The following is a 20,171-nucleotide window of genomic DNA, read 5'->3' on the forward strand; positions in this document are numbered from 1 at the left end:
ATGGGCATCTTCGGTGACATCGGTCGACTGATGAAAGCCGGCGCGAAGCAGTCGGCGAACACCGACTACGCGGCGAATCTGAAGCACTCGGCAGACCTCGCCGAGCAGTACGCCGGTTACGATCCGAACACTCCGAGCGGCACGCACGGGGCCGCCACAGCCAATGCCTTCACGAACATGGCGGCGTTCGCGACCATGCGTCGCGGATCCGGCACGGTCGTGAGCCTCGCGCCGACCGGCGCTGAGGTGGAGGGCACGCCCGTCTACGTCGTAGAACTCGATCTCAAGACAGACGGGCAGGATGCCTACCGCACGAGCTATCAGACGCTGATCGCCGACAGCGCCCGCGCCAACTGGCAGCCGGGCTCCGTGCTCCCCTTTCGCGTCTCGCCCGAGGACCCTCACTCCTTGATGCTCGGCTGAATCCCGCGCTGCTGAACAGCGTCAGCTCACGCCGTCGCGAGCGGGGGCAGGTGCGGGATCACGATCGGGGCGGTGGTGCGATCCGGGACGGCGTGGAACCGCTGGAGGTCGGCGAGGACATCGTCGGCTCCCATGTAGCAGTTCGCCAGCGGGAGGTCCCGCATCCAGACGACGTCGACTTCGACGCCGTCGACCTGATAGATGCAGGCGACCGTCTGACGCGCATCGTGAGGCGCGTACTTGTGGTCGAGGATCAGCCACTCGGTCTCAGTGACTCTGCGAAGTTCGAACCGGGGATCGGACACTGCGGGACTCCACTCTCATAGAACCAGTTCCTGGTCGGGGAGAGAAGCAGTGCGAGCGCGTGGGGAACGCGACTCGACCGAACGGGCTGCTCGTCGTCCGCCAGATCTTCGACCACGTTAAGAGTGTCCGAAATATTGGTCTAGGCCCTTGAAGTTCGCGCGCTGAGAAGCTACTCCTATGTTCTCGCTGGGAGCGAGCGCCGTCGCTTTCGACTGGCTGTGGTCCGTCTGCCCGGCACAGGCGGAGAACATCGTCTCGGGAGCAGATCGCCGGTGATGATCCGAGAGGATCTCGCTCCTCAGCCGGCGTCCGCCGAGAAGACGGGGCTGAGGAAGCGGCGCTCGTAGCGGCGGATGCACTGGGTCCTGCGCGCCAGCTCGAAGGCTGCCACGCACTCGGGATCGGTCTTCGAGGCTGTGCGGTACACCTCGTACTCGGCCAACGACGGGAACGTGAACAGCGCGAACGCCTCGTCGCTGTCGCCTTCGCTCGGCATGAAGTAGCCGTGGTGGGTTCCGCCGTGCTTCGCCACCAGCCGGATCCACGCGCGGCCGTACTCGGTGAAGTCGTCGAGCTTGTCCGGATCGATCTCGTAGCGCAGGTGAACGGTGATCATGTCGTTCATCCTGTCAGAGCGCCGCGGCCGGGGCGCGCGTCAGCCGAGCTCGTGAAGCTCCGAGGTCAGGGGCGTGCGGGATCGGGGGTGCTCCGGGTATCGGATCATCATCGAGGATGATCCGAGCTCACCGGCATTCCCGAATGTACGCTGAAGTCATGGGTGATCACTCGCCGCCGGCCGTCCGTCCCCTGTGGGCGAGCGTTGCCGACGGATTCTACGTCGGCAGCCGGGACGGATCGTTCCTCGGCTACATCGACCGTCAGGCTGACGGCCTCTGGCGCGCGTTCGACGCCGCTTCGCGCGCGCTCGGCGACCATGCGGATCACCACGAGGCGATGGCTGCCGTCACCGCCGAGGCCGAGTCCGGCGACACCGGGACTCGCGAGGGGAATGCCGGATGACCGCGGCGAATCCCCTCGTCTCGCTCGTGTACTGCAGCAGTGCCACGCGGCCGTTCGACGAGCAGGAGCTCGCCCGGCTGCTCGAGGTGAGTCGTGCCCGCAACAGTGCTCGGGACATCACCGGGATGCTGCTCTACCGCGGGGGAGAGTTCGTCCAGATCCTGGAAGGCCCGCGGTCCGACGTCGAAGAACTGATGGAGGCGATCGGTCGGGACCCACGCCACAGGGACGTGCGGGTGCTGATCGAGGAGCCGCTGCACGAGCGGCGGTTCGACGAGTGGACGATGGGGTATCAGTCCCTGGTCGCGGCGGAGTCGGGGATGGCATCGGGATATCGCGACTCGTTCGATGACCTGCGCATGGGCGATCACGACATGATCGGCCGGGCGATCATGGAGCTGACGTTGTGGTTCCGAGTGCGTGAGTCGGCCACTCGGAAACCGGCCGAGAGCTGAAGATGGTCGGCGCTCAGGCACGCGGTTATCGCGAGATGCGGCGCTCATCGCGGAGGGTTCACCGGTGCGACCGCCTCGCAGTCAGGTGCCGGAGCAATAGCCCCGGCCCCTGACTGCGCTTAGCCTCAGCCTGCGGCGGGGGCGATCTCGTTCGGCGTCACGTCGAGCTCGGTGCTGGCGAGCACCTCACCCGTGGTCAGGTCGACGGCGTGCACGCTGTTAGAGGCGGGCTCGGTGACGTAGGCGACGTTCCCGGCGACGACGATCGCGGGGTGGGCGTCCTGCCACTCGGCCGGCCCCTCCCACGCCTCGACGACGGGGAAGCTGTCGGTGATCTCGCCGGTCTCCGGGTCGAGCACGTGGATCGCGCCGTCGCTGCTGAGGATGTAGGCGAGGTCCTCCGGTCCGCGCACGACGTCGCGGAAGGTGTACTTGACGCCTGCAGGCAGGTCGACGACCTCGAGCGTCTTGGCCTCGGTGTCGATCAGGGTCACGGCGCTGAGCAGGTATCCCTCGGCGTCGACGTCGTTCTTGTAGTCACCGACGATGATGGGGCTGGTCTCGCTGACGTACGCGTTGCCCATGCGTCCGTACGGCTGGTCAGGGGCGTCGACCTTGGTGATCTCGCCGTCCTGGTAGATCAGCGCGCCGTTCTCGCAGCCGAAGACCACGGCCTCGTCCTTCGCCGTGCCCTCGCCGTGCACGCCGGGGCACTGGTCGGATGAGGCGAGCTCGATGCCTTCGGCATCCTTCGCCACGATCCCGTTGCGTCCGTCGGCGTTGCCGACGGTGGTCAGGAACGTGCCGTCCTCGAGGACGACCGAGACGCCGTGGTGCGCCTCGACGCCCGGGACGGTTTCGACCTCGGGCAGGCCGTCGGCGCTCGCGAGATCTGCGGTGTCGAAGATCGTCGTGTCGCTCGTGCCGTCGGCGTAGAGCACGGTCTTGTCTGCGTGCCGCACGACGTGTCCGGGGGTGTCGGCTTCGAAGATCGTGTCGGTGAGCTCGGGCTCGTCGGTCGTTCCGGCGGCCGTGTCGAGAACCTGGAAGCCCTCACTCATCGTGACCATCACGTGCCGGTCGTCGCCGGCGGGGTTGAGACGCGTGAACGGCTCGGACTCGAAGTCGGCGACCGTCTCGAGGGTCTCCCCGTCGAGGACGAGGATGCCGCCCTCGTAGGCGACCGCGACGCGGGGGCCCGCCTGGGTGTCGGATGCGCTGCCGTCTGAGGTCGATGCCGGCGCGGTCGAGCCGCCGGCGCATGACGCCAGGGTCACGACGGCGCCGAGTGCCGCGGCGCTGATCAGCGCGCGCCGGAAGGGGGAGGTTCGCATGTGTATTCCTCTTTCTCTGTGGTGGGGTCTCATGAGGTGAGACCGGTGGTGATGCGCTCGGTGTTGATGCGCATCATGGTCAGGTAGTCGGGGGCGCCCTCGTCGGGGCCGGTGAGCGATTCGGTGAAGAGCTCGATGACCTCGACCTGCACGTTCGCCTCGCTCGCGAGCGCCTGCACCAGGCGGTCGGGCGACGACGATTCCGCGAAGATCGCGGGCACGCCCGTCTCCTCGATCGCGTCGACGAGATCGGCGAGGTCGGATGCCGAGGGCGCGGCGAGCGTCGTGCCGCCGGGGATCACCGCTCCGACGATGTCGAAGTCGAAGCGCTCCGCAAGATAGCCGAAGACATGATGGTTGGTGACCAGCGCTCGGCGTTCGTCGGGAATCGTCGCGAACGCCTCGGTCATCTCCGCGTCCAGCGCCTGGAGCTCGGCGCGGTACTGCTCGACGGCCGCGTCGAGACCGTCGACGTCGATTCCGTCGATCTCGGCGAGCACGGGTTCGATGGCGTCGACCACGTCGATCATGCGCTCGGGGTCGGTCCAGAAGTGCGAGTCGGGCATTCCGGCGGCATCGCCCTCGCTGTAGTCGAGCACCTCGATCGCATCGCCGGCCACGAACGCGGGCACGTCGTCGGCTGCGGCCGCGTCGAGGTGCTGCTGCAGACCCTCCTCGAGGCCGAGACCGTTCGATACCAGCAGGTCGGCGCTGCGCAGAGTGGCGGCTTCCTGTGCCGAGATCTCGAACGAATGCGGGTCGGCGTTGGGCTTCATGAGCGTCACGACCTGCGCCTGCTCTCCGACCAGTTCTTCGACGACATCGCCGAGGATGTTGGTCGAGACGACGATGGTCGGGCGGGGGTCTTCCGCCGTCGCGCAGGCAGTGAGGCCGATGGCGGCGAGCGTGCTCACGGCGAAGGTCGCGAAGATCCGTGGGGAGCGCATGTCAGCGTCCTGTCTCGGCGACGAACGCCGGCTCGGTGGCGGTCTCGAACGTGCGCGCGATGCGCGCGGCATCCGCGTAGTCGATCTCGTAGAGGCGGTGTTCGGCGGGCGCGCTCAGATAGGCGCGGTGCTGATCGGCGATGAGCGTCGGCTGGACGCCGGCAGACAGGGACTGCGCAGCGAGCGGAGCCGTCTCGGCGAGCACCGTGCCGTCGTCGCCGTTCAGCACGAGCACTCGACCGTCTTGAGTGAGCGCGAGCAGGTGGCCGTCTTCGTCGTCGACCGCGGTGACGTGCGCGAGCGGAGCGGGGGAGGGAAGGAGGGTCCACGACCTCGCGCGGGTGTCGAGCATCCAGATGCCCTCGGAACCGGCGAGAGCGGCGACGGTCGGGCGCCCCTCGCGGTTGTCGAACGAGGTGGCGGCAGGTGCCGTCGTGCCGGCAGGGTAGGGGATGCGCTCGACCTGCAGTTCGTCGCCGTCGACGTGCGCGAGCAGGGCGCCGTCCTGGCATCCGATGACCGCGCCGACCCGTGTCGTGATGGTGCCGGCCGGCACGACGCACGGCTCTTCGAGACCGGTCGACTCGCCGTCGGCCGTGTACCCCCGCACGCTCGTTCCGACGCCATCGGCCGCCTCGGTGACGAGCGCGAACGAGCCGACCGGCACGACGAGACCCGCGTGCGGCTCCCGCTCGATGCGGAACAGCTCGGTGATCGCGCCCTTCGACAGCGCCTGCGTGTCGAGCAGCACGGCATCGCCCGAGTCTGCGAACGAGATGCCGGTGCCGCCGGTCGTCGACAGGTTGGTCGTCGCGACTGTCGCCGTGCCCTCACCGGGCACCGAGCCGAGCACGGCCGGATCCGCCCGGTAGTAGTGGAAGTGATCGACGTGGTCCCAGGTCCACACCCCGCTGTCGACGATGTCGATGCCGTCGTCGGTCTGCGCGAACAGGTAGCGGCCGTCGGTCGTCAGAGCGCTCGGAGAAGAGACCTCGCCGATCTCCGCGACGCTCTCGTCGAGCAGGTCCAGGTGGCTCACGGCGCCGTCGGAGTCGATCGACGTCAGCCCGAGCTGCGGCTCTGCCACTTCTTCCGCGCCGGCGACGGCGCCGTGACCGGTATCCGAGGATCCGCTGGACGAGCGATCGACGGGACCCGAGCTGCAGGCGACCAAGGAGACGGTGAGAGCACCGGTGAGGGCGAAGAGGGTGATGCGAGAGCGCACGGGGTCCTTTCGTGTCGTGTGTCGTGAGTCGTGTGTCGTGTGTCGTGAGTCGTGCGGGGTCGCGTCGTCGCGACAGGGGTTCAGGCGCGTTGCGCCCGTGACCCGAGGGAGTCGATAACTGCTCGCACTGCCCACGAGAGGCAGGCGAGCAGGATGGCGGATGCCGCGACCGAAGCCCCCGCCGCCGTCGCCGCGTACCACGACGCGAGCAGGCCGAGGAAGACCGCGGCGACGCCGAAGAGTGCCGCGAGCGCCATGCGGGTCGGGATGCGGGTGGTCCAGTGCCCTGCGGCGACGGCCGGTGCGAGCAGCAGGCCGACGACGAGCATCGATCCGACGGCCTGGTACGACGCGACGACCGCGAGGGTCACGAGTCCGACGAGCGCGGCCTGCGCGATCTGAGGGCGGAGTCCCAGCACCGAGGCGATCCGTGCATCGAGCGACAGGGCGACGAACGAGCGGTGGAGCATGGCGGCGGTGATCAGTCCGATGGTGGCTGCTGCGGCGAGCAGCACGAGGTCCGTCTCGCTGATCGCGAGGATGTCGCCGAAGAGGATCGCTGTCGCGTCGGTGGCGAAGCTGCCGGAGTGGGAGATGATGATGACGCCGAGAGCCAGCATCGAGACGAACAGCAGGCCGATGCTGGTGTCGTACGACAGTCGTGCTCGGCGCTGCAGCGCGCCGATGCCGAGGCTCATCGCGATCGCGCTGAGAGCGCCGCCGACCAGTACAGGCAGCGAGAGCACGGTGGCGAGGGCGACGCCGGGGAGCATCCCGTGCGCGAGTGCCTCGCCGAGGAATGCCATGCCACGGATGACCACCCACGTGCCGACGACGGCGCAGAGGACTGCGACGAGTGCGCCGCCGAGCATCCCGCGTTGCAGGAAGTCGAGGGCGAAGGGGGCGAGCACGCCGGAGGGGTGGGAGGTCACATTCAATGAGCCTAGGGCTTTTTGAGAATGATTATCAAACTCATAAGATGGAGACGTGCTCGACTTCGCCTTCTCGCCACGCGCGACTGCTGATCTCACCGACGTCCGTGTCTCGTTCGGTGATCGGGCCGCGCTCGCGGGAGTCGACGTCTCGATCGCCTCCGGCGCGGTCACCGTGATCACCGGGCCGAACGGCGCCGGCAAGTCGACTCTTCTCGAAGTGCTCGGGGGCACGCGGCCGATGTCCTCCGGCATCCGCGTCGTGCGTGGAGCAGTGGCGTTCGTGCCGCAGCGAGCCGCCATCCCGGACGGCCTCCCGGTATCGGTGAGAGACGTCGTCAGCGTCGGCGCGTGGGGTCGGCTCGGGCTGTGGCGACGCATGGATGCCACAGCGCGCGAGCTCATCGAGAGGTCGATGGATCGCCTCGAGATCCGGTCACTGGCGCGCGAGCCGTTCTCGTCGCTCTCCGGCGGCCAGCAGCAGCGGGCTCTGCTCGCTCAGGGGTTGGCTCGGGACGCCGACCTCCTGCTGCTCGACGAGCCGACGACCGGCCTCGACGCGTCGAGCGCCCTTCGGATTCGGGCGGTGCTGCGCGAGGAGGCAGCACGCGGGGCCGCGGTCGTCTGCGTCTCGCACGACCCCGCCGTCATCGGCGATGCAGAGCACACGATCGCGCTGGTCGAGGGGCGCGTGGTCGAGACGCCCTAGGGGCGTCGGACCACACGGTCAGGCGGACAGGAGTCCGAGCGGGGTATCGGAGTCCCCGTCGCGGGGGCCGGTCGCCGTCGCGTCCGCGGTCGAACGGACCCGCTCGGCTGCTCGATCTCGCGCGATCTCCGAGATCCACGCGCTCACGCTTCCCCGATGCGTCGCGTACTCGCGCGCGTGCGACCAGACCTGGAGGTAGGTGTCCTGGAGTACCTCTTCGGCCGCCGCCCTGGCATCGATCACGCTGAGGATGAGTCCGAAGACGCGAGTGCACGTGAGGTCGTACAGCTGGGCGAAAGCCGCCTGGCTGCCTGACGCGATGTGCATCATCAGGTCGGCCTCGGTGCCCCACGCCGCGTCCCCGCCGATGCGGGGAGGAACGCGGCTGATGCTCATATGCCGATCGTGGCACGTGTAACGAGAAGAGCCCTGACTCTTGCGCACGGTGGTGGCGGAGTGCTAGCGACATCACCCGCGGCGTCGCGCCGCACTCAGCCGAGCAGTGTCACGCCGAAGCCCGAGACGACCGTTCGGAGCTCTGCGAGGTAGCGCTGCGCCTGCTCCGTCAGCGGGATCGCCGAGTGTCCGATCCAGCCGATCTCGATGCGCTCGTCGACGTCGAGCGGAATGGCTACGATCTCGGGGTCGAGGTCGTCGCTGATGATGCCTGTCGAGATCGTGTACCCGTCGAGTCCGATCATGAGGTTGAAGATGGTCGCGCGATCGGAGACCCGGATCTCCCGTGTGCTGGACAGGGTGGAGAGGATTTCCTCGGCGAAGTAGAAGGAGTTGTTCGCGCCCTGGTCGAAGGTGAGTCGCGGCACCTCGGCGAGATCGTCAAGGGTCACGCGATCCCGTGAGGCCAGGGGATTCTTGCGGGAGATGAAGATGTGCGGTTCTGCGACGAAGAGCGGGCGGAACGCGAGCCCGGAGTCGCGCAGCAGCTTGTCGATGACGTTGCGGTTGAAGTCGTTGCGGTAGAGGATGCCCAGCTCGCTTCGGAGGGTGCGGACGTCTTCGATGATGTCCCAGGTGCGTGTCTCCCGCAGCGAGAACTCATACTCCGCAGCCTCGCTCGCCTTCACCATCCGTACCATCGCGTCGACCGCGAACGAGTAGTGCTGGGTCGAGACGCCCAGTAGACGTCGCGACGGCGGACGGCCGAGATAGCGCTGCTCGAGCAGCGCCACCTGCTCGACGACCTGCCTCGCGTATCCGAGGAATTCCACGCCGTCTGTGGTGAGCGTCACGCCCCGCGCCGAGCGGAGGAGCAGGTCGCGCCCCACTCTGCTCTCGAGATCCTTCATCGCCGCCGACATGGTGGGCTGCGCGACGTACAGCAGGTCGGCCGCCGCGCTGATCGACCCCTCTGCGGCGACCTCGATGTAATAGGTGAGCTGCTGCAGGGTGATGCCGCTCGAACGCTTGGCCATAGCTTCAGACTATGTCACGGCATAGTCGCGGAGCATTACCCGATGGGGATGCTTTCAGCACACCATGGAGGCATCCCCTTTCGCGAGGCCGAGCCCGGCCGATCAGCGCACCGATTGGCACCTCATGGCACACGAGTTCACGTTCCGCATCACGACGACCCGCTTCGACGAGGACTATTCACCGTCGCACGATTCGCGCATCACCACGAACTTCGCCAACCTGGCGCGCGGTGAGCACCGTCAGCAGAACCTCCGCAACGCGCTGACCATGATCGACCGTCGGTTCAACGACCTGGCCCGCTGGGACAATCCAGGCGGCGACCGCTACACGCTCGAGCTCGAGATCATCTCGGTCGCGGTGCAGTTCGCCGCGGAGGGGGAAGACAGGGAGTTCCCCCTGCTCGAGGTCCTGGACATCCAGATCGTCGACCGCCTCACCGGCAAGCGCACGCACGGGATCGTGGGGAACAACTTCTCGTCGTACGTGCGCGACTACGACTTCAGCGTGCGGCTGCCGGCCGCCAGCGAAGCCGCTGGGCGATTCGCCCTTCCCGACGACTTCGGCGATCTGCACGGCAAGCTCTTCCAGCACTTCCTCGACTCCGAGGCCTACCAGGAGCGGTTCTCCCTGTCGCCGGTGATCTGCATCAGCGTCTCGACGAGCAAGACGTACCGTCGCACCGACAACCATCACCCGGTCCTCGGGGTCGAGTACGAGCAGAAGGACTCATCGCTGACCGATGCGTACTTCGCCAAGATGGGTCTCTCGGTGCGGTACTTCATGCCGCGCGGCAGCGTCGCCCCGCTGGCCTTCTACTTCCGCGGCGATCTGCTGAGCGACTACACGAACCTCCAGCTCATCGGCACGATCAGCACGATGGAGACCTTCCAGAAGATCTACCGACCGGAGGTCTACAACGCGAACTCGGCCGCGGCGGGCATCTATCAGCCGAGCCTCGAGCAGCAGGACTACTCGGTGACGAAGATCGCGTACGACCGCGACGAGCGGAGTCGACTTGCAGCCGAGCAGGGCAGGTTCACGGACGAGCACCTCATGCAGCCGCACGGCGACCTTCTCGAGCAGTGGGCCGCCAGCTACGGCGCCACGGCCGATGACCGTGTGCCCGCCGACGACCTCGCACCCGTCGCCTGACCATCTTTCTCGCCCGACCGACGGAGAACTCCACACCATGACCACGCTTCTTCCCACGTCGATCGTCGGCAGTCTTCCCAAGCCCTCCTGGCTCGCCCAGCCCGAGACCCTCTGGTCGCCCTGGAAGCTGGAGGGCGATGCTCTGGTCGAGGGCGTGCAGGATGCTCTGCGCATCACCGTCGAGGAGCAGCATCAGGCCGGCCTCGACATCATCAGCGACGGCGAGCAGAGCCGCCAGCACTTCGTCACGACGTTCATCGAGCATCTCTCCGGCGTCGATTTCGACCAGCGGGAGACCGTTCGGATCCGCGACCGGTACGACGCCAACGTGCCCACGGTCGTGGGTGCTGTGAGCCGCGAGAAGCCCGTGTTCGTCGAGGACGCGAAGTTCCTCCGCCAGCAGACCGATCAGCCGATCAAGTGGGCCCTGCCCGGTCCGATGACGATGATCGACACTCTGTACGACCGCCACTACAAGAGCCGCGAGAAGCTGGCCTGGGAGTTCGCGACGATCCTCAATCAAGAGGCGAGAGAGCTCGAGGCGGCAGGGGTCGACATCATCCAGTTCGACGAGCCGGCGTTCAACGTCTTCTTCGACGATGTGAAGGACTGGGGCGTCGCGGTTCTCGAGAGAGCGGCCGAAGGACTGCGTGCCGAGACCGTGGTGCACATCTGCTACGGATACGGGATCAAGGCGAACACCGACTGGAAGGCGACTCTCGGCGCGGAATGGAGGCAGTACGAGACGTCGTTCCCGCTGCTGCAGCAGTCGAGCATCGACACCGTCTCACTGGAGAGCCACCACTCGCACGTCCCGCTGGACCTCATCGAGCTCATCCGGGGCAAGAAGGTCATGCTCGGAGCCATCGACGTCGCCAGTGACACGATCGAGACCCCCGAAGAGGTCGCCGACACCCTCCGCAATGCCCTCCGCTTCGTCGACGCAGACAAGCTGATCCCGAGCACGAACTGCGGCTTGGCGCCGCTGCCTCGTGACGTCGCGCGAGGCAAGCTGCGTGCGCTCAGTGCTGGGGCCGCGCTGCTCCGCGAGGAGCTCGCCGTCGTCACGGCCTGAACCGCGGATCGCCTCGAACAGGATGGCAAAGTTCGTGGCACACGGCGACATAGGCATCAGGATCTCCGCTGGAAAAACGAGGAAGTAGAGCTCCTTTCTGGCAATTGTGTGGCACATTGCTTGCTCGCTCATCGCGTCCCTCCTTACAGTTCGAGCAAGCGAGCGAGACCGCCGCCCACGAGAACCCGACCAGCGGTACCGCACAGCGGACACCGGCGAATATCCCGATCGCCGACCCGCTGAGGAACCGCCAATGGAGGCGACATGACGACCACTTCTGTACCCAAGAAGACGCCGGCCAAGGCCGCGATCGCGTCCTGGGTCGGCACGACTCTGGAGTACTACGACTTCGCGGTCTACGGCACCGCCGCAGCGCTCGTGCTCAACCAGCTGTTCTTCCCGCCCGAGCTTCCCGAGGGCGTCCGAGTGCTGCTCAGCATGATGACACTCGCCGTCGGATACGTCGTGCGTCCGCTCGGAGCCTTCATCCTCGGCCCGCTCGGCGATCGCTTCGGCCGCAAGTTCGTGATGATGCTGACCCTCTTCGGCATCGGAATCTGCACGTTCATCATCGGCTGCCTGCCGACGTTCGAACAGGTCGGCATCATCGCCCCGATCCTGCTGGTGGTGATCCGCATCATCCAGGGGCTGTCGGTATCGGGTGAGCAGGCGAGTGCGATCTCGATGAGCCTCGAGCACGCTCCCGACAACCGTCGCGGGTTCACCACGAGCTTCGTGACGAGCGGCTCCGCCTCCGGCGGTCTGCTGGCGACCGCCGTCTTCATCCCGTTCGCGGCGCTGCCCCAGGAGGACCTGCTCGGCTGGGCCTGGCGCATCCCGTTCTGGCTCTCCGCCGTCGTGGTCGTGGTCGCCTACCTGATCCGTCGCAACCTGGAAGAACCGCCGTCCTTCGTCGAGACCCAGGCGATCAAGGTGCAGCTCGCACCGATCAAGCAGGTCACCCGCTTCCACTGGGTCGCGATCATCCGGGTCGCCGCCTGCGCCATGATCGCCGGTGTCAGCTATCTGTTCGCCACCTTCTCCGTCGCCTTCGCGACGACGGGGTACGGGCTCGACAAGGCGACGATGCTCTGGGTGCCGGTGCTCGCGAGTCTGCTCGCGCTGCTCTACACGCCGGTCGCCGGCTACGTCTCCGACCTCATCGGTCGCAAGACCGTCTTCATCATCGGCGCGGTGGGCGCCGGGCTCACGACCGTCCCGTACCTGTGGGCGATCACGCAGGGCAACTGGCCGCTGATCTTCGTGCTCGGCATCCTCTGCAACGGCTTCTTCTACTCGACGGCGAACGCGGCGTGGCCGGCGTTCTTCGCCGAGATGTTCCCGAACCGCGTGCGTGTGTCCGGTCTCGCGGTCGGCACCCAGATCGGCTTCGCGATCGCCGGTGCCATCGGACCCGTCGCCTCGACGGCGCTCGCCGGTGAGGACCTGCAGAACTGGATCGGACCGGCCTTCCTCGGCATCGGGCTGATGCTCATCGCGGTGATCGCGGCGCTGACCGCCACCGAGACCCGTCGGTACACGCTCGACGAGGTCGACGACGTGCAGCAGACGCAGAAGGAGAAGGATGCCGTCACGGCATCCATCCTGATCCCGTAGTCGGAAACGCAGGAGAAGGACCCCGGATGCCGACGGCATCCGGGGTCCTTCTCCTGTCGCTGGAGCGCCGGCCTCAGCCCTTCAGCGGGCCGGTCGAAGAACGCACTGTGAGGTGGGCCGAGATGTGGTCGATCCGATCCGAGCGGTCGCGCGTCGAGAATCTGCCGATCAGCATGTCGACCGCGGCCCGGCCGGCGCTCTCGCCGGGGGATGTGACAGTGGTGAGCGGGGGATGCGAGAACGACGAGCCGAAGATGTCGTCGCAGCCGACCACGCTGAGGTCGCCGGGGATCGACACTCCCAGCTGGCGGAAGCGATCCAGCGCGCCGATGGCCAGCACGTCGTTGAAGAAGATGCAGGCGGTCGCACGGGTGAGCACGACCGCGTCGGCCGCAGCCGCTCCGTTCGCGAGCGTCGGCTGGTAGCGGCCGACCGCGACGAGATCGACGTCCCGCTCGGCCGCCGCGGCGGCGATCGCGTCGAATCGCGTCTGGTCGGTCCAGGAACCGTGGGGCCCTCGCACATAGGCGATGCGCGTGTGGCCGAGCGAGTTCAGGTAGTGCACGGCCTGCGCGAGACCCGCAGGAGTGTCGATCACCACGCCCGAGAGGCCGGGTGCCGCCCGGTTGATCATCACGGTCGGCGCGATCTGCGAGATCGCGCGCAGCGTCTCATCGTCGATGCGCGGGGAGGAGACGACGATCCCGTCGACCGTGCGGGCCATCTCACGCAGCCACTGCTCTTCCATCGGGAGCGACTCCTCGGTGCTGACGAGCAGGTGCAGGTAGCTCGCTGCGCGGATCTGAGCCTGCGCTCCGCGGGTGACGTCGAGGTTGAACGGGTTGGTGAGGTTCGGCAGTACGAGGGCGATCGTCCCGCGAGCGAGGCGGTTCTCGGCTGTGGGAAGAAGCGCCGAGGTGTAGCCCATCTCCTGAGCCTTGCTGGTGATGCGCTCGTACATCGCCGGGCTCACGCGATTCGGATTGGAGAGAGCGCGGGACACCGTCGACGGGGCCACTCCGAGGGCCTCCGCGATCTCGGTGAGGGTGACGCGGCGCTGGACGCGGCGGGCGGGGACGACCATGGGATTCCTCCAGCGGGGACGGCGTGTGGATGTCGACGATGCTACCGGGGTCGAGCGCAGAACGACACCAGATGCGGCAAGGAATTTGCCAAGGTCATCGATCAGATCCCCGAGATGGCGGGGAAATATCCGGCCATCCGGCACGAAAGCGGCATGAACACGTCACTCACGATGTCGTCCGTCCTAGCCTGGTGCCCACAGCGCAATCGATGAGGAGAGGAGCTGAAGATGACACGCAGGATCGATCTGGTCGCAGATCTCGGCGAGGGCTTCGGGCCATGGCGGATGGGCGACGACGCGGCGCTCCTCGACATCCTCACGTCGGCCAACATCGCCTGCGGCTTCCACGCGGGCGACTCCCAGATCATGGACGAGACCGTGCGTGCCTGCGTGCAGCGCGGCGTCGGAATCGGTGCGCACCCCTCGTTCCCCGACCTGCAGGGGTTCGGACGTCGAGAGATCGCGCTGACGGCCGACGAGGTGCGCACCGACGTCCTCTACCAGTTCGGTGCGCTGCAGGCCATCGCAGCCTTCCACGGCGCGAAGGTGACGCACATCGCCCCGCACGGGCGCCTCGGCAACCTCGTCGCGGTGCGCGAGGACTACGCGGATGCCGTCGCCACGGCCGCTCGTCGGCTCGACCCCGAGCTCATCGTCCTCGCGCAGGACGGCAAGCTCGCCGACGCCGCGCGGGCGGCCGGACTCCGCGTCGGCATCGTCGGCATCGCCGATCGGGCGTATGAGGACGACGGCACTCTGGTGTCTCGCAGCGAGCCGGGCGCCGTGATCCACGACGGCGAGGAGATCCGACGCCGCACGGTGCGGATGGTCGTCGACGGAGTGATCGAGAGCCGCAACGGCGTGCTGATTCCGGTCGCGTGCGACACGGTACTCGTGCACGGCGACACCGCAGGCGCGGTGGATCTCGCCCGAGAGATCCGCGAAGGCCTCGAGTCGGCCGGCGTCGAGATCGCGCCGCTCGCGGACTGGTTGGAGTGAGGGGACGCCATGTCAGAGGCATCCGTCGTCATCTCACCCAGCGGCAACTCCGCGCTGCGCGTGGTCAGCGTCCTGGCCGACCGCGAGGCAGGGTGGCGTCTCGTCCATCACCTCGCGCGCTTCGTCGACGCGGCCCACGTGCCCGGTGTCGAGTGCGTGATCCCCACCTATGACGCCGCATTGATCGAGATCGATCCGGCCGAGGTGTCGCTCGACCGACTCGGCGACTACCTCGCCCACGTGATCGACGGACTCGACCACGATCGTCCGCTCACCGACACCCCGCGCATGTTCGACGTGCCGGTGCTGTACGACCTCGACGGAGAGCTCGACCTGCAGAAGGTCGCGGCGGCGCAGAGTCTCAGTGCGGAGGAGATCGTGCGACTGCACAGCGAGCCCACATACGTCGTGCGGTGCCTCGGGGCCCCCGGTGGGTCGCCGATGCTCGACGGCCCTCCCTTCCCGAACCCGGTGCCGCGCCTCGCGAGTCCCCGCGCGCATGTCCCGCAGGGGGTCGTCTCGGTCGCCGGTCGCCAGGCGACGATCACTCCCGCCGCAGCCCCCGGCGGATGGCCGCTGATCGGACGCACGCCCCTGACGGTCCTCGACCTCGATTCCGAGCCTTTCGTGCCCTACGAGCCGGGTGACCTCATCCGGTTCTCGCCCATCGGCCGCGACGAGTACGAGTCGCTGCTCGGAACGCGGATGGTGGCGCGATGAGTGCCGGCATCCTGACCATCGTCGAGGCCGGCTCCACGCAGGTCACCGATCTCGGCCGCCGACGCGGCCCGCGCTACGGCGTGCCGGTGAACGGTGCCCTCGACCAGCGATCGGCGCGGATCGCGAACATCCTCGTCGGCAATCCCGAGAACGCGGCGCTGCTCGAGATCACGGCGCTCGACCTCGAGTTCGTCGCCGATATCGACATCCTGATCGCGGTCACCGGCGCCGACGGGCATCTCACGATCGACGGGGTCGGACGGCCCAGCGGCCAACCGGTGTCGGTTCGTGCGGGGGAGGCGGTCGCTCTGCGGCAGCTGCAGGGCGGGCTCCGTGCCTACCTCGCGGTACGCGGATCCTTCGACGTCCCCCTGCTGCTGGGCAGCTGCGCGCCGGACTCGGTCCTCGGATTCGGCGGGCGACTCGGGGCCGGGGCGACGCTCGATCTGCGTCAGGCGACGTCGCCGGTCTTCAACGATCACTTCAGCGCCGAGCTCTACAGCCTCGACGTGCCGCGGATCCCCACGGGGTTCGTCGTCGACGTCACGGACGGCCCCGACATCGACGACTTCGCGGGAACCGCGGATCGCCTCTTCGAGCAGCCGTACCTCGTCACCCCGACGAGCAACCACATCGGACTGCGGATGACGGGGCCCCTGCCCGAACGCGTCAGCCGCGGCGAGGTGCTCTCGCGGGGAGTGCCCGTGGGTGCGGTCGAGGTGCCGCCCGGGGATGAGCTGCTCGTCCTGCATCGGGGCCGTGGGGTCACCGCGGGCTATCCAGTGCTCGCCGTCGTGACCTCGGGCTCGCTCGACGTGCTCGCCCAGGTGCGTCCCGGTCAGCGGCTGCGCTTCCGCCGTGTCTCGTCGGCGGAGGCCGCTGCGCGCGCCCGTGCCGACCTCGTCGCCCTCGATGCTCTTCGTCTTCGCGTCGGATCCGTGTTCGCGGCTCTCGACGCGCTCTCCCTGTCAACCACCGGAAGGACCCTGCTATGACTTTCTCCGACTACCGAGTCGCCGTCGTCACCGGCGCCACCAGCGGCGTCGGCCGAGGAGCGATCGACCTCTTCCTCTCGAAGGGGCTCACCGTTCACGCGATCGCCCGCGACGAGAAGCGTCTCGCCGAACTCGCGGAGAAGGGGGTCATCGTGCACGCTCTGGATGTGCGGGACACGGATGCACTCACCCTCGCGCTCGAGGGTGTCGAGGCCGACATCGTGCTGAACAGCGCGGGTGTCAGCCGCGCGGGCAACCTGCTGAGCTCCTCCGCTGAGGATCTGGACGACCTGGTCGAGGTGAACCTCACCGCGGTGATGCAGATCCTGCGTCTGCTCTACCCCGGGATGGTGGAGCGGGATCGCGGCCATGTGCTGAACATCTCGTCGATCGCCGGGCATTACAACTTCTTCGGCCACACCGCCTATCACGCGACCAAGGCCGCGGTTCATCAGCTCTCGCGTCAGCTCCGCAACGACGCACTGGGCAAGCGGGTGCGGGTCACCGAGCTCAGCCCCGGCCGCATCGAGACCGAGATCTTCTCGCGCAACCTCGGCGGAACCCCCGAGACGGATGCCGAGGCCTGGGCGACCTACTACGAGGGCTTCGAGTCGCTCACCGTCGACGACGTCATCTCGGCGATCGAGTTCGCGGTCGACGCACCGTCGCACGTCAACATCGGACTCGTCGAGCTGATGCCCACCTTCCAGGTGCCGGGAGGTCTCACCTTCGACCGCCGCGACGCCGCACTCCAGGCTGCAGAGTAAGGACACCACCATGGTTCACGTCACCACCCGCATCGAGCGCGCGGACGCCGCCGACATCGAACGCCTCGGCGAGTTCACCGCCGCGACGATCCACGAGGCACAGGGCCGCCGCGGCGCCCTGAACTCGAACATCAAGCCCATCGACCGGGACACGTCGTTCGTCGGCTCGGCCTTCACGGTCGTCTGCGCTCCGCGGGACAACCTCATGCTCCAGGTCGCCATCCACTACGCGCAGCCCGGGGACGTGCTCATCGTGTCGGCGGGCGAGTTCGCCGAGGCGGGCATGTTCGGTGATGTGCTCGGCAACGCCTGCAAGGCGAAGGGCATCGCGGCTCTCGTGACCGATGCCGGAGTGCGTGACACCCAGGAACTGCGCGAGCTCGGACTCCCGGTCTTCTCGGGGAGCGTGTCGATCAAGGGCACGGTGAAGGAGACCCTCGGCGCCCTCAACCAGCCGGTCGTCTTCGCCGGCGAGATCATCCACCCTGGCGACATCGTCAAGGGAGACGCCGACGGCATCGTCGTCGTCCGACGGGAGGAGGCGCGAGAGGCCGCCGAGCTGTCGGCCGCCCGCGATGCCCACGAGGCCGAACTCATCACGAAGTACTGGGCCGGAGGCACCACGATCGAGCTCTGCAACCTCACCGAGGTGCTGAAGGCGAAGGGGCTCACGTCCGACATCGAGGACCCGTCATGACCGACGTGATCGCGTCGTCGTTCCGCGCGGCGGAGCGCCTCGGCCGTATCAAGCCCTCGCCGAGCACCGCCGCGGCGGCGCGGGTGCGGGAGCTGAAGTCGCAGGGGCGCCGGATCCTCGACCTGACGGTCGGCGAGCCGGACTTCGACACTCCCGAGCACATCAAGCAGGCCGCGTACGCTGCGATCGAGGCGGGCGAGACGAAGTACACGCCGGTGAACGGCACGCCCCGACTCCGCCAGGCGATCCGCGGCTCGCTGCTGCGCACGCACGGGATCGAGTACTCCGATGCCGAGATCACCGTGGGCGGCGGCGGCAAGCAGGTCATCTTCCTCGCGCTGATGGCGACGGTGGATGCCGGTGATGAAGTCCTCATCCCTGCGCCCTACTGGGTGTCGTACCCCGACATGGTGCGAGCGAACGAGGGCACCCCTGTCATCGTCGAGACCTCCGCGCACAACGGGTACAAGATCAGCGCGGCCGAGCTGGAGTCCGCGATCACGGACCGCACGACGTGGCTGATCCTGAACAGCCCCGGCAACCCCAGCGGCGCGATCCACACGGAGGAAGAGCTCTCAGCCCTCGCCGACGTGCTGCGCCGCCACCCGCACGTCTCGGTGCTGTCGGACGAGATCTACAGCGAGATCTCGTTCACCGGTGCACCCGCTCCGAGCCTCGCCGCCGTCGCACCCGACCTGCGTCACCGGGTGCTCGTCGTCTCTGGCGTATCGAAGTCATACGCCATGACCGGGTGGCGCTTGGGTTATGCGGTGGGTGACCCCGCACTCGTCGGCGCGATCAACACTCTGCAGTCGCAGACCTCGTCGTGCCCGTCGTCGATCAGCCAGGCCGCTGCAGCCGCCGCGCTGGAGGGCCCGCAGACCTTCATCGCCGAGTCTGTGCCGGTGTACCGCGCGCGCCGCGATGCGGCCGTCGCAGGTCTCCAGGGCATCGACGGGGTGACGCCGCTCATCCCGGACGGAGCCTTCTACCTCTATGTCGACTGCGCAGGCCTGATCGGCCGTACCACGGCCGACGGCACGGTTCTGGAGAACGACCAGGATGTGACGCTGTATCTGCTCGATCACGCGGGCGTCGCCGTGATCCAGGGGTCGGCCTACGGTCGTTCGCCCTTCTTCCGGATCTCGTTCGCCACCGACCTCGACACGATCGACGCCGCCGTCACTGAGATCGCCGCCGCCGTGGAGGCGCTGCGATGAGTGCACGTCTTCGCGTGGTCGTCGCCGCTCCTCTCGCACCGGAGCTGTGCGAGCTGATCACCACGAGAGAACCCCGCATCGATCTCGTCGTCGATCAGACGCTGCTGCCGCCGATGCGGCACCCGGCAGATTTCGCCGGCGACCCGTCGTTCCGTCGCACCCCGGAACAGCAGGCCGCGTATGAGGAGCTCCTCGACACGGCGGAGGCGCTCTACGGCATCCCGGATGTCGACCCCGCCTCCCTCGCGCGCACAGTGCGTGCGAACCCCTGGCTCCGCTGGGTGCACACGATGGCCGCCGGGGGCGGCGGCCAGGTACGTGCGGCCGAGCTCACCGAGGCTGAGCTCGACCGAGTCGTCGTCACCACGTCGGCAGGCGTGCACGGCGATGCGCTCGCCGAGTTCGCGGTGTTCGGCGTCTTCGCCGGCGCGAAGGATCTTCCCCGCCTCGCGCACCAGCAGCGCGACCGGGAATGGAGCGGTCGCTGGCTGATGTCGCAGGTGTCCGAACAGACCGTCCTCGTGCTCGGCCTCGGCGGCATCGGATCGTCCGTGGCCGCAAAGCTGTCGGCATTGGGTGCGACCGTGATCGGCACGTCGCGCAGCGGCGCGACCGTGCCCGGAGTCTCGCGCACGGTTCACCCCGATGATGTCGCCTCGGTGCTCTCCGAGGTGCACGCCGTCGTCACCACGCTTCCCGGGACGGATGCGACGCACCACTTCGTCGGCCGGGACTTCTTCGCCGGTCTGCGCCCGGGGGCGACCCTGGTCAACGTCGGTCGAGGGACGGTCGTGGACGAAGCCGCGCTGCTCGATGCCCTGGAGTCGGGACTCGTCGGCTTTGCCGCCCTCGATGTGTTCGAGGTGGAGCCGCTGCCCGACGTGAGCCCGCTCTGGCAGCATCCGCGGGTGCTGGTGAGCCCGCACACCGCCGCCCTCGATGCCCGCGAGGACCGCCGCATCGCGGAGCTGTTCGCCGACAATGCCACCCGGTTCCTCGACGGCGCCGCGCTGCGCAACGTCGTCGACACCGTCGAGTTCTACTGACCATCGGAGAGATC

Annotated in this window: 23 protein-coding genes; 14 read left to right on the top strand and 9 right to left on the bottom strand. The window is 67.8% G+C overall.

The features are described from left to right. Complete coding sequence (locus RQG77_RS05025) at positions 1–423, top strand: hypothetical protein (RefSeq protein WP_311243720.1); 423 nt, start codon at positions 1–3, stop codon at positions 421–423. A 26-nt stretch (positions 424–449) separates the two neighbouring features. Here RQG77_RS05025 and RQG77_RS05030 read toward each other — a convergent pair whose 3' ends face one another. Both RQG77_RS05030 and RQG77_RS05035 read right to left on the bottom strand, forming a co-directional pair. Next, positions 450–728, bottom strand: coding sequence for a hypothetical protein (locus RQG77_RS05030; RefSeq protein ID WP_311243721.1), 279 nt, complete (start codon positions 726–728; stop codon positions 450–452). A gap of 299 nt (positions 729–1,027) precedes the next feature. After that, positions 1,028–1,345, bottom strand: coding sequence for an NIPSNAP family protein (locus RQG77_RS05035; RefSeq protein WP_311243722.1), 318 nt, complete (start codon positions 1,343–1,345; stop codon positions 1,028–1,030). A gap of 158 nt (positions 1,346–1,503) precedes the next feature. Between RQG77_RS05035 and RQG77_RS05040 the strand changes: the two genes are divergently transcribed. Both RQG77_RS05040 and RQG77_RS05045 read left to right on the top strand, forming a co-directional pair. Beyond that, on the top strand, positions 1,504–1,749 hold the full coding sequence (locus tag RQG77_RS05040; RefSeq protein ID WP_311243723.1) for a hypothetical protein: 246 nt from the start codon (positions 1,504–1,506) through the stop codon (positions 1,747–1,749). Beyond that, entirely contained in the window at positions 1,746–2,204 is a 459-nt protein-coding gene (locus RQG77_RS05045) for a BLUF domain-containing protein (RefSeq protein WP_311243724.1), read from the top strand. Before RQG77_RS05040 ends, RQG77_RS05045 begins: the two co-directional genes overlap by 4 nt. A 125-nt stretch (positions 2,205–2,329) precedes the next feature. On the opposite strand, the gene aztD is transcribed toward RQG77_RS05045, so the two are convergent. The 4 genes from aztD to aztB form a co-directional block, all read right to left on the bottom strand. Next, positions 2,330–3,538, bottom strand: a complete 1,209-nt coding sequence (gene aztD, locus RQG77_RS05050; RefSeq protein WP_311243725.1) for a zinc metallochaperone AztD — start codon at positions 3,536–3,538, stop codon at positions 2,330–2,332. Positions 3,539–3,567: 29 nt separating this feature from the next. After that, positions 3,568–4,485 (bottom strand): zinc ABC transporter substrate-binding protein AztC, encoded by a 918-nt coding sequence (aztC, locus tag RQG77_RS05055; RefSeq protein WP_311243726.1) that lies wholly within the window; start codon positions 4,483–4,485, stop codon positions 3,568–3,570. A 1-nt stretch (position 4,486) separates the two neighbouring features. Further along, positions 4,487–5,710 (bottom strand): ABC transporter, encoded by a 1,224-nt coding sequence (locus RQG77_RS05060; RefSeq protein WP_311243727.1) that lies wholly within the window; start codon positions 5,708–5,710, stop codon positions 4,487–4,489. 80 nt (positions 5,711–5,790) lie between these two features. Beyond that, positions 5,791–6,642: a zinc ABC transporter permease AztB gene (gene aztB, locus RQG77_RS05065; RefSeq protein WP_311243728.1), complete on the bottom strand. Its 852-nt coding sequence runs from the start codon at positions 6,640–6,642 to the stop codon at positions 5,791–5,793. A gap of 55 nt (positions 6,643–6,697) precedes the next feature. On the opposite strand from aztB, the gene aztA reads away from it, so the two are divergent. Further along, positions 6,698–7,351 (top strand): zinc ABC transporter ATP-binding protein AztA, encoded by a 654-nt coding sequence (gene aztA, locus RQG77_RS05070; RefSeq protein ID WP_311243729.1) that lies wholly within the window; start codon positions 6,698–6,700, stop codon positions 7,349–7,351. An 18-nt stretch (positions 7,352–7,369) separates the two neighbouring features. Here the strand turns inward: aztA and RQG77_RS05075 are convergent, their stop codons facing one another. Both RQG77_RS05075 and RQG77_RS05080 read right to left on the bottom strand, forming a co-directional pair. Beyond that, entirely contained in the window at positions 7,370–7,747 is a 378-nt protein-coding gene (locus tag RQG77_RS05075) for a sigma factor (protein ID WP_311243730.1), read from the bottom strand. Between the two features lie 95 nt (positions 7,748–7,842). Then, a complete protein-coding gene (locus tag RQG77_RS05080) occupies positions 7,843–8,784 on the bottom strand; it encodes a LysR family transcriptional regulator (protein ID WP_311243731.1) in 942 nt (313 codons plus the stop codon). A 124-nt stretch (positions 8,785–8,908) separates the two neighbouring features. Between RQG77_RS05080 and RQG77_RS05085 the strand changes: the two genes are divergently transcribed. The 3 genes from RQG77_RS05085 to RQG77_RS05095 all read left to right on the top strand — a co-directional run bounded on the left by RQG77_RS05085 (position 8,909) and on the right by RQG77_RS05095 (position 12,629). Continuing rightward, positions 8,909–9,937, top strand: coding sequence for a DUF1852 domain-containing protein (locus RQG77_RS05085; protein WP_311243818.1), 1,029 nt, complete (start codon positions 8,909–8,911; stop codon positions 9,935–9,937). Positions 9,938–9,974: 37 nt separating this feature from the next. Then, positions 9,975–11,012 carry a methionine synthase gene (locus tag RQG77_RS05090; RefSeq protein WP_311243732.1) on the top strand — a complete coding sequence of 346 codons (1,038 nt, stop codon included), beginning with the start codon at positions 9,975–9,977 and terminating at the stop codon, positions 11,010–11,012. A gap of 264 nt (positions 11,013–11,276) precedes the next feature. Next, positions 11,277–12,629, top strand: a complete 1,353-nt coding sequence (locus tag RQG77_RS05095; protein ID WP_311243733.1) for an MFS transporter — start codon at positions 11,277–11,279, stop codon at positions 12,627–12,629. A gap of 73 nt (positions 12,630–12,702) precedes the next feature. Here the strand turns inward: RQG77_RS05095 and RQG77_RS05100 are convergent, their stop codons facing one another. Continuing rightward, positions 12,703–13,713, bottom strand: a complete 1,011-nt coding sequence (locus RQG77_RS05100) for a LacI family DNA-binding transcriptional regulator (RefSeq protein WP_311243734.1) — start codon at positions 13,711–13,713, stop codon at positions 12,703–12,705. 228 nt (positions 13,714–13,941) lie between these two features. Here RQG77_RS05100 and RQG77_RS05105 point away from each other — a divergent pair, with 228 nt between their 5' ends. From RQG77_RS05105 to RQG77_RS05135, 7 genes are read left to right on the top strand one after another with little or no spacing between them, the layout of a single operon-like run. Further along, entirely contained in the window at positions 13,942–14,712 is a 771-nt protein-coding gene (locus RQG77_RS05105) for a 5-oxoprolinase subunit PxpA (RefSeq protein WP_311243735.1), read from the top strand. A 9-nt stretch (positions 14,713–14,721) separates the two neighbouring features. Beyond that, positions 14,722–15,432 carry a carboxyltransferase domain-containing protein gene (locus RQG77_RS05110; RefSeq protein ID WP_311243736.1) on the top strand — a complete coding sequence of 237 codons (711 nt, stop codon included), beginning with the start codon at positions 14,722–14,724 and terminating at the stop codon, positions 15,430–15,432. After that, positions 15,429–16,427 (top strand): biotin-dependent carboxyltransferase family protein, encoded by a 999-nt coding sequence (locus RQG77_RS05115; protein ID WP_311243737.1) that lies wholly within the window; start codon positions 15,429–15,431, stop codon positions 16,425–16,427. The genes RQG77_RS05110 and RQG77_RS05115 overlap by 4 nt, the downstream gene beginning before the upstream one ends. Then, positions 16,424–17,194, top strand: coding sequence for an SDR family oxidoreductase (locus RQG77_RS05120; RefSeq protein ID WP_311243738.1), 771 nt, complete (start codon positions 16,424–16,426; stop codon positions 17,192–17,194). Before RQG77_RS05115 ends, RQG77_RS05120 begins: the two co-directional genes overlap by 4 nt. A gap of 10 nt (positions 17,195–17,204) precedes the next feature. Then, positions 17,205–17,891 carry a 4-carboxy-4-hydroxy-2-oxoadipate aldolase/oxaloacetate decarboxylase gene (locus RQG77_RS05125; protein ID WP_311243739.1) on the top strand — a complete coding sequence of 229 codons (687 nt, stop codon included), beginning with the start codon at positions 17,205–17,207 and terminating at the stop codon, positions 17,889–17,891. Then, a complete protein-coding gene (locus RQG77_RS05130; RefSeq protein ID WP_311243740.1) occupies positions 17,888–19,111 on the top strand; it encodes an aspartate transaminase in 1,224 nt (407 codons plus the stop codon). Before RQG77_RS05125 ends, RQG77_RS05130 begins: the two co-directional genes overlap by 4 nt. Beyond that, entirely contained in the window at positions 19,108–20,157 is a 1,050-nt protein-coding gene (locus tag RQG77_RS05135) for a D-2-hydroxyacid dehydrogenase (protein ID WP_311243741.1), read from the top strand. The genes RQG77_RS05130 and RQG77_RS05135 overlap by 4 nt, the downstream gene beginning before the upstream one ends. Positions 20,158–20,171: the final 14 nt, after the last annotated feature.

It is taken from the genome of Microbacterium sp. WCS2018Hpa-23 (assembly GCF_031843845.1).
In the GTDB taxonomy this organism is placed as follows: Bacteria; Actinomycetota; Actinomycetes; order Actinomycetales; family Microbacteriaceae; genus Microbacterium.

Bases quoted from the DNA above. Each gene is read 5' to 3' on its own strand.
- RQG77_RS05120 (WP_311243738.1), top strand. From the start codon at position 16,424: ATGACTTTCTCCGACTACCGAGTCGCCGTCGTCACCGGCGCCACCAGC.
- RQG77_RS05095 (WP_311243733.1), top strand. From the start codon at position 11,277: ATGACGACCACTTCTGTACCCAAGAAGACGCCGGCCAAGGCCGCGATC.
- aztD (WP_311243725.1), bottom strand. From the start codon at position 3,538: ATGCGAACCTCCCCCTTCCGGCGCGCGCTGATCAGCGCCGCGGCACTC.
- RQG77_RS05115 (WP_311243737.1), top strand. From the start codon at position 15,429: ATGAGTGCCGGCATCCTGACCATCGTCGAGGCCGGCTCCACGCAGGTC.
- RQG77_RS05130 (WP_311243740.1), top strand. From the start codon at position 17,888: ATGACCGACGTGATCGCGTCGTCGTTCCGCGCGGCGGAGCGCCTCGGC.
- RQG77_RS05110 (WP_311243736.1), top strand. From the start codon at position 14,722: ATGTCAGAGGCATCCGTCGTCATCTCACCCAGCGGCAACTCCGCGCTG.
- RQG77_RS05100 (WP_311243734.1), bottom strand. From the start codon at position 13,713: ATGGTCGTCCCCGCCCGCCGCGTCCAGCGCCGCGTCACCCTCACCGAG.
- aztC (WP_311243726.1), bottom strand. From the start codon at position 4,485: ATGCGCTCCCCACGGATCTTCGCGACCTTCGCCGTGAGCACGCTCGCC.
- RQG77_RS05080 (WP_311243731.1), bottom strand. From the start codon at position 8,784: ATGGCCAAGCGTTCGAGCGGCATCACCCTGCAGCAGCTCACCTATTAC.
- RQG77_RS05035 (WP_311243722.1), bottom strand. From the start codon at position 1,345: ATGATCACCGTTCACCTGCGCTACGAGATCGATCCGGACAAGCTCGAC.
- RQG77_RS05135 (WP_311243741.1), top strand. From the start codon at position 19,108: ATGAGTGCACGTCTTCGCGTGGTCGTCGCCGCTCCTCTCGCACCGGAG.
- RQG77_RS05085 (WP_311243818.1), top strand. From the start codon at position 8,909: ATGGCACACGAGTTCACGTTCCGCATCACGACGACCCGCTTCGACGAG.
- RQG77_RS05125 (WP_311243739.1), top strand. From the start codon at position 17,205: ATGGTTCACGTCACCACCCGCATCGAGCGCGCGGACGCCGCCGACATC.
- RQG77_RS05105 (WP_311243735.1), top strand. From the start codon at position 13,942: ATGACACGCAGGATCGATCTGGTCGCAGATCTCGGCGAGGGCTTCGGG.
- RQG77_RS05090 (WP_311243732.1), top strand. From the start codon at position 9,975: ATGACCACGCTTCTTCCCACGTCGATCGTCGGCAGTCTTCCCAAGCCC.
- RQG77_RS05075 (WP_311243730.1), bottom strand. From the start codon at position 7,747: ATGAGCATCAGCCGCGTTCCTCCCCGCATCGGCGGGGACGCGGCGTGG.
- RQG77_RS05045 (WP_311243724.1), top strand. From the start codon at position 1,746: ATGACCGCGGCGAATCCCCTCGTCTCGCTCGTGTACTGCAGCAGTGCC.
- RQG77_RS05025 (WP_311243720.1), top strand. From the start codon at position 1: ATGGGCATCTTCGGTGACATCGGTCGACTGATGAAAGCCGGCGCGAAG.
- RQG77_RS05040 (WP_311243723.1), top strand. From the start codon at position 1,504: ATGGGTGATCACTCGCCGCCGGCCGTCCGTCCCCTGTGGGCGAGCGTT.